At 71.1% G+C, this 13071-nt stretch carries 8 protein-coding genes; 6 read left to right on the top strand and 2 right to left on the bottom strand.

Going from position 1 to position 13071, the window contains the following annotated elements; all coding sequences use genetic code 11:
- Positions 1–79 precede the first annotated feature (79 nt).
- The 6 genes from H4687_RS39965 to H4687_RS39940 all read left to right on the top strand — a co-directional run bounded on the left by H4687_RS39965 (position 80) and on the right by H4687_RS39940 (position 10935).
- Positions 80–1423: a ferredoxin reductase family protein gene (locus H4687_RS39965; RefSeq protein WP_179859959.1), complete on the top strand. Its 1344-nt coding sequence runs from the start codon at positions 80–82 to the stop codon at positions 1421–1423.
- A gap of 16 nt (positions 1424–1439) precedes the next feature.
- On the top strand, positions 1440–2180 hold the full coding sequence (locus H4687_RS39960; protein WP_046912883.1) for an FMN-binding protein: 741 nt from the start codon (positions 1440–1442) through the stop codon (positions 2178–2180).
- Between the two features lie 4 nt (positions 2181–2184).
- The gene (locus H4687_RS39955; protein WP_046912882.1) at positions 2185–2964 is read left to right on the top strand and encodes an FAD:protein FMN transferase; all 780 of its coding nucleotides are present in this window, start codon (positions 2185–2187) and stop codon (positions 2962–2964) included.
- A 313-nt stretch (positions 2965–3277) separates the two neighbouring features.
- Entirely contained in the window at positions 3278–4237 is a 960-nt protein-coding gene (locus tag H4687_RS39950) for a GNAT family N-acetyltransferase (protein WP_225966956.1), read from the top strand.
- Positions 4238–4486: 249 nt separating this feature from the next.
- Positions 4487–9676: a family 43 glycosylhydrolase gene (locus H4687_RS39945; protein WP_046917181.1), complete on the top strand. Its 5190-nt coding sequence runs from the start codon at positions 4487–4489 to the stop codon at positions 9674–9676.
- Positions 9677–9882: 206 nt separating this feature from the next.
- Positions 9883–10935, top strand: coding sequence for an LLM class flavin-dependent oxidoreductase (locus H4687_RS39940; RefSeq protein ID WP_046917186.1), 1053 nt, complete (start codon positions 9883–9885; stop codon positions 10933–10935).
- Here the strand turns inward: H4687_RS39940 and H4687_RS39935 are convergent.
- Both H4687_RS39935 and H4687_RS39930 read right to left on the bottom strand, forming a co-directional pair.
- Positions 10910–11815 (bottom strand): lysophospholipid acyltransferase family protein, encoded by a 906-nt coding sequence (locus H4687_RS39935; protein ID WP_192781777.1) that lies wholly within the window; start codon positions 11813–11815, stop codon positions 10910–10912. The genes H4687_RS39940 and H4687_RS39935 overlap by 26 nt on opposite strands.
- A gap of 4 nt (positions 11816–11819) precedes the next feature.
- Positions 11820–12590, bottom strand: coding sequence for a GNAT family N-acetyltransferase (locus H4687_RS39930; RefSeq protein WP_046917180.1), 771 nt, complete (start codon positions 12588–12590; stop codon positions 11820–11822).
- Positions 12591–13071: the final 481 nt, after the last annotated feature.

Below are 13071 nucleotides of genomic sequence, written 5' to 3'. Positions count from 1 at the left end.
ACTTGAAAGTTGTCCGACAGGAAAACGACAGCGCGGACCGGCGAAGCTCGTATCCCCACCTGATCAAGGAGCTGTCCCCGTGACCACTGTCCAGCAACCCCCCGCGGCGGTAGGCCGCTCGGGAGCACGCCCCAAAGTGGTCGCCCGCACCGGTCTGTACTCGGTGCTGGCGGCGAACGTGGCCCTGGTGTCCTTCTTCTTCGTCCAGGGGGGCTTCGCCTCGAACGCCCTCATCGTGCTGGGCCGTCTCACCGGGCTGTACGGCGCGCTGCTGATGGCCTTCCAGCTGCTGCTGGTGGCTCGGCTGCCGTGGTTCGACCGGCGCATCGGCATGGACCGGCTGACCTCCTGGCACCGCTGGACCGGGTTCTCGGTGCTCTGGCTGCTGGTCGCGCACGGCACGTTCATCAGCTTCGGGTACGCCCAGTCCTCGGACATGGACCCGGTCAGCCAGCTGGTCGACCTCGCCGAGACCGTCGAGGGCGTACTGCGCGCGATCGTCGCGCTCGGCATCATCATGGTGATCGGTGTCGTCTCGGCCCGCTTCGCCCGCCGCAGGCTGGCCTACGAGACCTGGCACTTCATCCACCTCTACACCTACGTCGCGGTGGTGCTGGCCTTCACGCACCAGGTCACGGCGGGTACGTCCTTCGCCTCGTCGAAGACCGCGACGGCCTACTGGTACGTGCTGTGGGGCGTGGCCCTGGCCTCGGTGTTCCTGGGCCGGCTGGTGCTGCCCCTGTGGCGCAACTGGCGTCACCAGCTCCGGGTCACCGCCGTCGTCCCGGAGGCGGACAACGTCGTGTCGATCTACATGAGCGGCCGTGACCTGGACCGGATGCCCGCGCGGGCCGGCCAGTTCTTCCTGTGGCGCTTCCTGACCCGGGACCGCTGGTGGCAGGCCAACCCCTTCTCTCTGTCGGCCGCGCCCGACGGCAAGCAGCTGCGGCTGACCGCGAAGGCGGCCGGCGAGGGCTCCGCCGCCCTGCGCCATGTGAAGGTCGGCACCCGTGTCTTCGCCGAGGGCCCGTACGGCGCCTTCACCGCGATGCACCGCACCCGGCCGGAGTCCGTCCTCATCGCCGGCGGCGTCGGTGTCACCCCCATCCGGGCCCTGCTGGAGGAGATCGAGGGCCACGCCGTGGTCATCTACCGGGTGGGCGCGAAACAGGACGCGGTCCTCTACGGCGAGCTCCAGCAGCTCGCGTTCGACAAGGGCGCCGAACTGCACCTGCTCTCCGGGCCGGTCAGCCCCGACCTGCTGGCGCCGGGCGAGCTGCGGCGCCTGGTGCCGGACATCACCGACCGGGACGTGTTCCTGTGCGGGCCCCCGCCGATGATGAACGCGGTCCTGGGCAGCCTGCGCGAACTGGACGTACCCAAGCCGCAGATCCACTTCGAACGCTTCAGCCTGGCCGGCTGAGGGACGGGAACCCACTGTGAAACGAGTCATACCCGCCCTAGTCCTGAGCGCCGCCGCGCTGGTGCCCGTCTGGCGTTACTCCCCCTCGACCGCGACGACCACGACGGTGACCGCCGAGCCCGCTCCGTCCGCGTCCGCCGCGGCGGGCTCCACCGTGGTCAAGGGCCCGACCGTCGACACGGAGAAGGGTCCCGTGCAGGTCCAGGCGACCTTCCGGGGCGAGAAGATCACGGCCGTGAGCATGCTCCAGCAGCCGAACCACCCGCAGACGGAAGCGGCGGTCCCGGTGCTGATCGAGGAGACGCTGGAGGCACAGAGCGCCGACATCGACACCGTCTCCGGCGCCACCATCACCAGCGACGCCTACCGGGAATCGCTCCAGGCGACGATCGACGAGAACGGGAAGTCGGCGTCCTCGGCCGACTCCGGCTCCGGCTCCGGCTCCGATTCCGCGGCGGGGTCCGCTCCGGAGGACTCGGAGGCGTCCGGGGAGAGCACGAGCCGGACCGTCGCCGGACCGACCGTCGGGACCTCCAAGGGTGACGTCCAGGTCCAGGTGACCTTCGAGGGCGACGCGATCGCCTCGGTGGAGATGCTGAAGCAGCCGAACCACCCGCAGACCGAGGCGGCCGTCCCGGTACTGATCAAGGAGACGCTGGAGGCACAGAACGCCGACATCGACACCGTCTCCGGCGCCACCATCACCAGTGACGGCTACCGGGAGTCCCTCCAGGCCGCCCTCGACGCGAAGGCCTGATCCGGTGCGCCGCGTCGAACACATCATGGGGTTCCCGATCTCGCTGCTCGTCGAGGACGGCGAGCACGGGGCCGGGAACGGCGGAGCGGACACGGGCGGGAACGTCGGCCGCGAGGCGCCGATGACCGCCGAGTCCGTGGAGCCGGCGTTCGCCTGGCTGCGCGAGGTCGACGCCCGGTTCAGCCCGTTCCGCGAGGACAGCGAGGTCTCTCGGCTGGACCGGGGCGAACTGGCGCCGGACGAGGTCAGCCGGGACCTGGCCGAGGTGCTGGCCCTCTGCGAGGAGTACCGGGTGGCGACCGGCGGCGCGTTCGACGTACGGCTGCCGGGGCGCGGGCTCGACCCCTGCGCGATGGTGAAGGGGTGGGCCGTGCAGCGGGCGGCGGAGCTGCTGACCGGCCTGGGCGCGCGGCGGCTCTGCCTCAACGCCGGTGGTGACGTGGCGGCGACCGGAGGTCCGTGGAGGGTCGGCGTACGCCACCCCGAGCGGGCCGACCGCCTCTGCGCGGTGCTGTCCGTCACCGACGGCGCGGTCGCCACCTCCGCCCGCTACGAGCGCGGCGACCACATCCTCGACGGCCGCACCGGCCGCCCCGCGACGGGCCTGCTGAGCCTCACGGTCGTGGCCCCGTCCCTCACCGAGGCCGACGCGACCGCGACGGCTGCCTTCGCGATGGGCAAGGAGGGCATCGAGTGGGCCGCGTCGCGGAAGGGGTGCGAGGTGTTCGCGGTCGACGCCGAGCAACGGGTCTTTCGCACGCCGGGGTTGCCTGTGGCGGCGTGACGGACCGTACCGGGGCGCCCGTACCGCGGGTGATCGCTCCGCCGCGCCCGGCGTGCGTTCGTCGGGTGCGGGTGAGTGGGGGCTGGTCGCGCAGTTCCCCGCGCCCCTAGGGGCATCAGGCCCAGCGGCCCTGCAAAGCGACGGTTTTGCGGGCCTGAAAAGCACGGGGGGCCCCTGCTCTTCAGGGGCGCGGGGAACTGCGCGAGAAGCCCCACCGGACCCGCACCCGACGAACGCACGCCGCCGCACCACCCCACCCCGCCGCCCCGAAATCCCGTTGCGGCCCATGCCCCCTCCCCCCGACAGTGACCTCATGACGACGACGCACCCCACCCCCCTGCCGCCCGGCCTGACCGTGCGCCCGGCGACGCTCGACGACGCGGAGGCGGTGTGCGCGCTGCTCAACGAGATCGACGTGCTGGAGATCGGCCGCGCCGAGACCGAACTCGGCGAGGTACGGGCCGACCTGAAGCATCCCGAGGCGGACCTGACACGTGACTCCTGGCTGCTGTTCGACGGCGACCGACTGCTGGCGTACGGGCTGCAGTGGGACGAGTCCGGCGGCGAGCGCATCGACATGGATCACTACACACTGCCGGACCAACCGCTCGGCGCGCTGCACCTGTTCGACCTCATGGAGGCCCGCGCGGCGGAGCGTGCGGCGGCCAACGGCGCGGACCGGGCCGTCGTGCACATGCACCTCAACATCGCACCCACCATGGACCTGGACGCCCTGCGCGAGCGCGGCTGGCGCGCGGTCCGCCGCTACAACGTCATGGCCCGCCCGCTGTCCCCCGCCGAGCCGCCGGCGACACCCCCGCCCGGCGTCACCCTGCGCGCCTGTGCCACCGAGCCGGACCGCAGGAAGGCCCACGAGCTGCTGCAGGCGTCCTTCGCCGACCACTTCGACTTCCAGCCGCGTACGTACGAACAGTGGCTGGACGACATCGACGCCGAGCACGTCGACTGGTCCCTGGTCTGGATCGCGCACGTCGACGGTCTCGGTGACATGGCGGCCGTGCGGTGCCGCAACGACCGTTCCGCCATGGCCTGGATCACCAGTCTCGGCGTCCTGCGGGAGGCCCGGGGCCGCGGGCTCGGCAGTCTGCTGCTCGGCCACGCCTTCGGTCACTTCGCGGCGCTGGGCCGCGACCGTATCGGCCTGGGCGTCGACACCGACAACAGCACCGGTGCCCTCGCCCTCTACGAAAGGCACGGCATGAAGCTGGACTTCGCGGTCGACACCTGGGAACTGATACGCCCCGTCAGGTAGGCGCGGTACTCGCAGCCCCCGTTCTCCCCGGAGAGCGGGGGCTTTCTGTTCGACCTGTCGGACGTTGTTCGAAACCTCTTGACGCCCCACCACACTCCGATTGACACTCTCGCAACACGACGTCACATGGTCGAAACAGCGGGAAGCCCGGGGCGAGGGCTCCCGCCCCTTCCCGACCCCGTTCCCCTTGCTTTCCCCTTGCCTTCGCCACCCCTTCATCAGCCGTGCTCTCAGCAGGGATAACTCGATATGACGTACATCGAACGTCTGCGCGGCCGCGCGAGACGCTGGGCGGGTCCGCTCGCCGGACTGACCGCCGCGTCACTCCTCCTGGGCCTGGCCGGGCCCGTCGCCCCGGCCGCCGCGGACGACGCCGATCTCACCGACGGGCTGGCCCTCTGGTACAAGCTCGACGCCACCTCCGGCACCACGGCCGTCGACGCCTCCGGCCACGGCCGCAACGGCACGGTGAACGGCACGGCCGGCTGGACGGGTGACGGCCAGGGCCTCTCCTTCAACGGTTCGGACACCTACATCAAGGTGCCGAACGACATCATGAAGGGCATGAACTCCATCAGCGTCTCCATGGACGTGCTGATGGACGAGTCGCAGGTCGGCCCGTACTTCATCTACGGCTTCGGCAACACCAGCAGCGGCACGGGCAACGGCTATCTCTTCGCCACCGGCAACTCGCTGCGCACGGCCATCGCTTCGGGCAACTGGTCGACCGAGCAGAACACCCGGCCCGGCGACTCGCACAACCTCAGCCGTTCGGTGTGGAAGCAGCTCACCTACACCCAGACCGGCACCACGGGCGTGCTGTACGAGGACGGTGTGGAGGTCGGCCGCAACACCTCGGTCACCACCACTCCGGGTTCCATCGGTTCGGGCACCACGACCGCCAACTACATAGGCAAGTCGGTCTACACGAGCGACAAGCTCTTCAAGGGCAAGATCCGTGACTTCCGGGTCTACGACCGCGCCCTCGCCGGCTCCGAGGTCGAGCAGCTCTCGCTCCCCATCGCCGAGCAGGGCCTCGCCGCCGACAAGGCCGCCCTCACCCTGGGCGACACCAGCGCGGTCACCACCGACCTGGACCTGCCGAAGACCGGTGCGGCCGGGGGCTCCTCCATCACCTGGAAGAGCGACAACACCGACGTGGTCTCGAACTCCGGCGCGGTGACCCGTCCCGCCGCCGGTCAGCCGAACGGCCACGCCACGCTGACGGCGACCCTCAAGAAGGGTCCCGCGAGCGCCACCAAGTCCTTCGAGGTCACGGTCCTGCCGACCTTCGACGACACCACCGCCGTCAAGCAGGCCGCCGAGGCGCTGACGGTGCACAACCTCGACGACGTCCGCGGCAACCTGACGCTCCCGGGCAGCGGCGACTTCGGCACCAAGGTCACCTGGGCGTCGGCGAACACCGCCGTCGTCTCCGCCGAGGGCGAGGTCCACCGTCCCGCGCACGGCGACGGCACCACGACCGTCGCGCTGACCGCGACGGTCACCAAGGGCGACGCGAAGACCACCCGCGCCTTCACCGCGAAGGTGCCGGAACTGCCTAAGAAGGAAGCCCTCAAGGGCTACATGTTCAGCTACTTCACCGGCGAGGGCACCTCGGACGGCGAGCAGCTGTACGCGGCGCTCAGCAAGGGCAACGACCCGCTGAAGTGGCGGGAGCTGAACGACGGCAAGCCCGTCCTGACCTCCACGCTCGGCGAGAAGGGCCTGCGCGACCCGTTCATCATCCGCTCCCCCGAGGGCGACAAGTTCTACCAGATCGCCACGGACCTCAGGATCTACGGCAACGGCGACTGGGACGCCTCCCAGCGCACCGGCAGCAAGTCCATCATGGTCTGGGAGTCCACCGACCTGGTGCACTGGACCAACCAGCGCCTGGTCAAGGTCTCCCCCGACTCGGCCGGCAACACCTGGGCGCCGGAGGCGTACTACGACGACCAGCTCGGCGAGTACGTCGTGTTCTGGGCGTCGAAGCTGTACGACAACGAGGCCCACTCCGGCGACACGTACAACCGCATGATGTACGCGACGACCCGTGACTTCTACACGTTCAGCGAGCCCAAGGTCTGGGTCGACCGCGGCTACTCCGTCATCGACTCCACCGTCATCCAGCACGACGGCGAGTACTACCGCCTCTCCAAGGACGAGCGGAACAACAGCTCCTCCACCCCCAACAGCAAGTTCATCTTCGAGGAGAAGAGCGACACGCTCCGCAACCTCTCCTGGACCTCCGTCGCCGAGGGCATCGGCAAGGGCGCGATGAACGCCGCCGAGGGCCCGCTGGTGTTCAAGTCGAACACCGAGGAGAAGTGGTACGCGTTCCTCGACGAGTTCGGCGGCCGCGGCTACATCCCCTTCGAGACGAAGGACCTGGACTCCGGTGTCTGGACCCCGTCCACCGGCTACGACCTGCCGTCCAAGCCCCGGCACGGCACCGTGCTCCCTGTCACCCAGGCCGAGTACGACCGGCTGCTGAAGACCTACCAGCCCGACGGGATCGTCACGAGCGTCGAGGACGTCAAGGTCAAGACGCGCATCGGTGACGCCCCGGTCCTTCCGGCCACCGTCATCGCGGAGTTCGCCGACGGCGCCAAGCGGCCCGTAGCCGTCACCTGGGAGGACGTGGACGCCTCGAAGTACGCGCAGGCCGGCACCTTCACGGTGAAGGGCGACCTGCCCGGCGACTCGGCGATCCAGGTCACCGCCGAGGTCACGGTCTCCGCCGAGGGCCCGGACGTCCCGGCCGACCTGCTCGTGCACTACGGCTTCGACGAGAGCGGCGGCAACATCGCCCGTGACTCCAGCGGCCACGGCTACCACGGCACCTACGTCCGCACCCCCGACTTCGCCACCGGCGTCGAGGGCGGCTCGTTCAAGATGTCCGGCGGCGACAGCGGCTCCAGCTCGCCGTACGTCAAGATCCCGAACGGCGTGCTGAAGGGCGCCGACAGCGTCACCGTCTCCACGTACGCGAAGTGGAAGGGCGGCGACAACTGGCAGTGGCTGTTCGGCCTCGGCCCGGACAGCAACAAGTACCTGTTCGCCAGCCCCTCCAACGGCTCCTCGTCCCTCTACTCGGCCATCACGGCGGCGAGTTGGGGCGCGGAGAAGAAGCTGTCCGGCGCCCGGCTCACCCCCGGCAAGTGGCAGCACGTCACCGTCACCGTCGACGGCGGCGCCAAGACGGCCATCCTCTACGCGGACGGCGTCGAGGTCTCCCGCGCCACCGACGTCACCGTCAAGCCGTCCGACCTGTACGACGCGAACAAGGACTACAGCGGCTACATCGGCCGGTCCATGTACGCCCCCGACCCGTACTTCGGCGGTGAGGTCGACGACTTCCGGATCTACGACCGGGCCCTGACGCCCGCCGAGGTCCTGGAGATCAGCGGCAACACCACGGGCATCGCCAAGGTGACCCACCCGGCGCAGAAGACGGACGCCGTCATCGACGACGCCGACAGCCGTGTGACGCTGCCGATGAAGCCGGGCACCGATCTCACCAAGCTGGCACCGCAGTTCACCCTCGCCCACGGCGCGACGATCAGCCCCGCCTCCGGCAGCGTGCAGAACTTCAGCAAGCCGGTGAAGTACGAGGTCACCGGTTCCGACGGCAAGAAGCGCACCTGGACGGTGTCGGCACGCGAGCTCAAGAGCCCCGTGCTGCCCGGCCTGAACGCGGACCCGAACATCGTCCGCTTCGGTGACACCTTCTACATCTACCCGACCACCGACGGCTTCGAGGGCTGGAGCGGTACGCAGTTCAAGGCGTACTCCTCCAAGGACCTGGTCCACTGGAAGGACCACGGCGTCATCCTGGACCTCGGTCCGGACGTCTCCTGGGCGGACAGCAGGGCCTGGGCGCCGGCGATGGAGGAGCGGAACGGCAAGTACTACTTCTACTTCTGCGCCGACGCGAACATCGGTGTCGCGGTCTCCGACTCGCCCACCGGCCCGTTCAAGGACGCGCTCGGCAAGCCGCTGCTGAAGGCCGGTACCCTTCCGGGCCAGATGATCGACCCGGCGGTCTTCACCGACGACGACGGCACCTCGTACCTCTACTGGGGCAACGGCCGTGCCTACGTGGTCCCGCTGAAGGACGACATGGTGTCGTTCGACGCGGCCAAGGTCACGGACATCACCCCCAGCGGCTACAACGAGGGCACCTTCGTCAGCAAGCGCAAGGGCACCTACTACTTCATGTGGTCGGAGAACGACACACGTGACGAGAACTACCGGGTCGCCTACGCCACCGGCTCCTCGCCCACCGGTCCCTGGACCAAGCGGGGCGTCATCCTGGAGAAGGACCTCTCGCTCGGCATCAAGGGCCCCGGCCACCACTCCGTGGTCCACGTGCCCGGCACCGACGACTGGTACATCGCCTACCACCGCTTCGCCATCCCCGGCGGAGACGGCACCCACCGCGAAACCACCATCGACAAGCTGGAGTTCGACGCCGACGGCTTGATCAAGAAGGTCGTCCCCACCCTGGAGAGCATCGACCCGGTCACCATCGCCCGGGCCGGCGCGGACGTCTCCGGCAAGGAAGGCGCCCAGATCCAGCTGAACGGCACGGTCTCCGGCGCGGGCACCGCCACGTGGACGGCAGAGAAGGGCGCGCCCTGCGTCTTCGCCGACGCGGGCTCCGCGAAGACCACGATCACCTGTGCCGACAACGGCACCTTCGAGGTCACCCTCACCGGCGGCCGCAGCTCGGACACGGCCACCGTCACCGTCACCAACGCGGCCCCGGAGATCACCTCGGTGACCAGCAAGAAGACCTCGGAGACGGGCAAGGTCACCAGGGTCCGGGCCAGGTTCACCGACGCGGGCACCCGGGACACGCACACCTGCAGCATCGACTGGAAGGACGGCGGCAGGCCGGCGGCCGGCAAGGTCACGGCAGGCAGCTGCAAGGCCGAGCACACCTACCGCACGGCCGGCGTCTTCGCCCCGGTGATCACCGTCACCGACGACGACGGCGCCACGGCGAGCAGCACGATCGACGAGCTGGTCGTCTTCGACCGCAAGGCCGGTTCCGCGACCGGTGACGGCGGCTTCACCTCCCCCGCCGGGGCGTACCCGGCAGGCCCGAAGCTGACCGGCAAGGCGGACTTCTCCTTCACCGCCGCGTACGGCAAGAGCGACACCAAGCCGTCGGGGAAGGTCGCGTTCGACTTCGCCGGGGCCAAGCTGAAGTTCCGCTCCACCAGCATCGAATGGCTCGTGGTCAGCGGCTCCGAGGCGGTCCTCCAGGGCTACGGCACCGTCAACGGCAAGGGCGGTTACCTCTTCCGCGTCACGGCCGGCGACGGCCCGGACACCTTCAAGATCAAGATCTGGAAGAAGTCCGGCGGCACGGTCGTCTACGAGAACAAGACGGCCGCGACGAAGGGCATCACCATCGGCCGCAAGTAACACCACCGCAGCACCCCAGCAGGACCGAGCCGCGCCCGGACGCATCCGGGCGCGGTTCGGCGCATTCGCGGGTGGTGGGGAGGGTGAAGACCGAGGGGCGCAGCCCCGTGGTGTTCGGGGGCGCGGGGAACTGCGCGAGCGACCACGACGAACCCCCGGCCCGCGGCGCCAGGGAATCCCCCCACCTCCAGAACGTTGAACCCCATGTGACCTCCGAGACCCCCGTGACCTCCGCGAACCCCGTACTCTCCGCCACCCGCTTCTCCGTCCTCGACCGCTCCCGCACCCGCGAGGGCCACAGTGCCCCCGAAGCCCTGCGGGACACGGTCCGCCTGGCCCGGCACGCGGAGCACCTCGGTTTCCACCGCTTCTGGGTGTCGGAGCACCACGGCGTGCCCGGGGTGGCCGGTTCGGCCCCCACCGTCCTGGCCGCGGCCGTCGCCGCGGCCACGCACACCATCCGGGTGGGCACCGGCGGGGTGATGCTGCCCAACCACCGCCCGCTGGTCGTGGCCGAGCAGTTCGGCGTGCTGGAGTCGCTGTTCCCGGGGCGGATCGACATGGGGCTCGGCCGTTCCGTCGGCTTCACGGACGGCGTACGCAGGGCACTGGGCCGGGACAAGGACGCCGCCGACACCGCGGACTTCGCCGAGCAGCTCGACGAACTGTTCGGCTGGTTCGCGGGCACCTCCCCGACCGGGGTGCACGCGCGCCCTCCGGAGGGCCTGGCCGTGCCCCCGTTCGTGCTCGCGATGGGCGAGGGCGCCGAGATCGCCGCGCGAGCGGGCCTGCCGATGGTGATCGGCGACCTCCGCGACCGCGACAGGATGCGGCGCGGCATCGACCGTTACCGCGCCGGGTTCCGCCCGTCCGCGTGGGCCGAGGAGCCGTACGTCGTCGTCTCCGGCACGATCGCCGTCGGTGACACCCCGCGGAACGCGCACCGCGTCCTCCTCCCGGAGGCCTGGGCCATGGCGTACTCCCGCACCCACGGCACGTTCCCGCCGCTGTCCCCGGCGGAGGAGGTCGAGCGGCGGACGATGACGGCCAGGGAGCGGGGCCTGTACGAGTCCGGGCTGATGGGCCAGGTGTACGGCACCGAGGAGCAGGTCGCGCACGAACTGGAGTCGGTGATCAAGGAGACGGGCGCTCAGGAGGTCCTGGTCACGACGAGCACGTACGACCGCGAGGCCCTGTTCGACTCGTACCGCCGTCTGTCCCGGATCGCGGGCCTCAGCGGTCGCCCGACCGAAGGCTGACCCCACCCCTGCGCAGCAGCTTCCGCGGGTCCCCGGTCGCGGGTCCCGGCCCGAGTCCCCGGCAGCCGCCGCGCTCCTGCGGCGTGTGCCCGACCATGGCGGCCACGTCGATCACCGCCGTCTGCGCGGCCTGCGCCAGGGCCCGCCGGCCGAGGGGGCCGGCCGGGGCGATGACGGGCCGCACGTCCACCTCGGCGACGACTTCACGCGCCGACACCACCCGCCACACCGACGCGAGCAGCGAATCGTCCCCGACGTACGCGGGCGCGGTGCTCGCCCCGCCCCCGGCGCAGCGGTAGCGGACCCGCACCGGCTGCACGGGGACGCCGGCGTCGAGCGCGGCCTGGAACACGGCCCGCCGGAAGCGGCCCTGCGCCCGGCCGCACCAGGTGCTCCCCTCCGGGAAGGCCACGACGGCCGCACCGCCCCGCAGGGCGCCGGCGATACGGGCGACCGTCGCCGGCAGGGCGCGGATCCGGTCCCGTTCGATGAACAGCACGCCGCTCCGCGCGACGAGCGCGCCCGCCACCGGCCACGTCCGGATGTCCGCCTTGGCCAGCATCCGCGCCGGACGCACCGCTCCGAGCAGCGGTATGTCCAGCCAGGAGACGTGGTTGGCGACGAGCAGCAGTCCGCCGGTGGGCGGGGCGGTGCCGGCGAGCCGTACCCGGACCCCCGAGGCCCGTACGACCCACCGGCACCAGCGCCGCACGACGCCCGCGGGCAGTCGCAGGCCGACGACACTCACCAGGACCCCGACCGCGACCAGGGCCACGACCGCCGAGAACCGGGCCGCGGCCCGGGGGACGGTGACGGCCGGCCCGGCCGCCGCCACGCACGCCTGGGGGCTGCAGGGCGCGCTGGGCAGCCACGCGCTCATCGGTTCAGGCCGCCGGGACGAGGGAGAGGAAGTGGCGCAGGTACCGGGCGTCGACCCGGCGCATCGACAGCAGCACGTACAGGTCCGCGACCCCGAAGTCCGGGTCGTGCGCGGGCTCGCCGCACACCCAGGCGCCGAGCCGCAGATAGCCGCGCAGCAGCGGCGGCAGCTCGGTACGGCCCCGCGCCGCCTCCTCCTTCGGCACCCAGGGCAGCAGCGGACGTACCCGGAACTCCTCCGGCGCCAGGTTCCTGCCCCGGACCCGGTCCCAGGTGCCCGTGGCGAGGGCGCCGCCGTCGGCCAGCGGGATGGAGCAGCAGCCGGCCAGCCACTCGTGGCCGCCCTGGACCATGTAGCGGGCGATCCCGGCCCAGATCAGGGCGATCACCGTGCCGTCGCGGTGGTCGGGGTGCACGCAGGACCGGCCGACCTCGACCAGCGAGGGGCGGAGCGCGTCGAGCGCGCCGAGGTCGAACTCGCTCTCCGAGTACAGCCGCCCGGCGACCGCGGCCCGCTCGGGCGGCAGCAGCCGGTAGGTGCCGACGACCTCACCGGTGAGTGTGTCCCGGACGAGCAGGTGGTCGCAGTAGGCGTCGAAGGGGTCGGCGTCCAGCCCCGGCCACGGGCCGGCCAGCAGGGCACCCATCTCCCCGGCGAACACGTCGTGCCGCAGCCGCTGGGCGGCACGGACGTCCTCCTCACTGCGGGCCAGGGTGACGGTGTAACGGGTGGGGGCCGTCGACTGGGGCGGGCTGTCGAGGGTGGAGGCGGTCATGGCATCTCCTGGTCACGGGCCGACTCGGCGGCGTCAGAGCGGACCTGGGGACGTGCGGCCCGCCGCCCCAGTTCTGCCGACGCCGGCTGACACTGGCGTGACCGGTCGCGAGAGCCCGGATGTGGGGAGGTTGAACGGCTCGGACCAGGTGGCCGGTGTGTCGGACTCCGTCGACCGGCGGGTGTCGCGACGGTGACCGGCGCACGGCGACGACCGGCGACGCTCCCGAACGAGTCCCGTTCCGCGCTTGCCGTGGTACGTCCGCCCGCCGTGCGGTGTCACGTGCCGCCGGCGGCGTGTCGGGGAAGCGGGCCGAGGCCGGGAGCGGGGTGTCGTCCGGGCGACCGGCGGTCGGTAGGTCGTCCGGGAAGCGGGCCGACGCCGTGATCGGCGCGGCGCCGACCGGAGAGATCTTGGCGGGGCCGGGATCGAGCACCACACCCGGCCCCGCCCGTCCGCACCTCTCGGCGAACGTCCTGTG

It is taken from the genome of Streptomyces stelliscabiei (assembly GCF_014873495.1).
Lineage (GTDB): Bacteria > Actinomycetota > Actinomycetes > Streptomycetales > Streptomycetaceae > Streptomyces > Streptomyces bottropensis.
This window is presented reverse-complemented; position numbering and strand designations above follow the sequence as displayed.

Bases quoted from the DNA above. Each gene is read 5' to 3' on its own strand.
- H4687_RS39950 (WP_225966956.1), top strand. From the start codon at position 3,278: ATGACGACGACGCACCCCACCCCCCTGCCGCCCGGCCTGACCGTGCGC.
- H4687_RS39930 (WP_046917180.1), bottom strand. From the start codon at position 12,590: ATGACCGCCTCCACCCTCGACAGCCCGCCCCAGTCGACGGCCCCCACC.
- H4687_RS39935 (WP_192781777.1), bottom strand. From the start codon at position 11,815: ATGAGCGCGTGGCTGCCCAGCGCGCCCTGCAGCCCCCAGGCGTGCGTG.
- H4687_RS39945 (WP_046917181.1), top strand. From the start codon at position 4,487: ATGACGTACATCGAACGTCTGCGCGGCCGCGCGAGACGCTGGGCGGGT.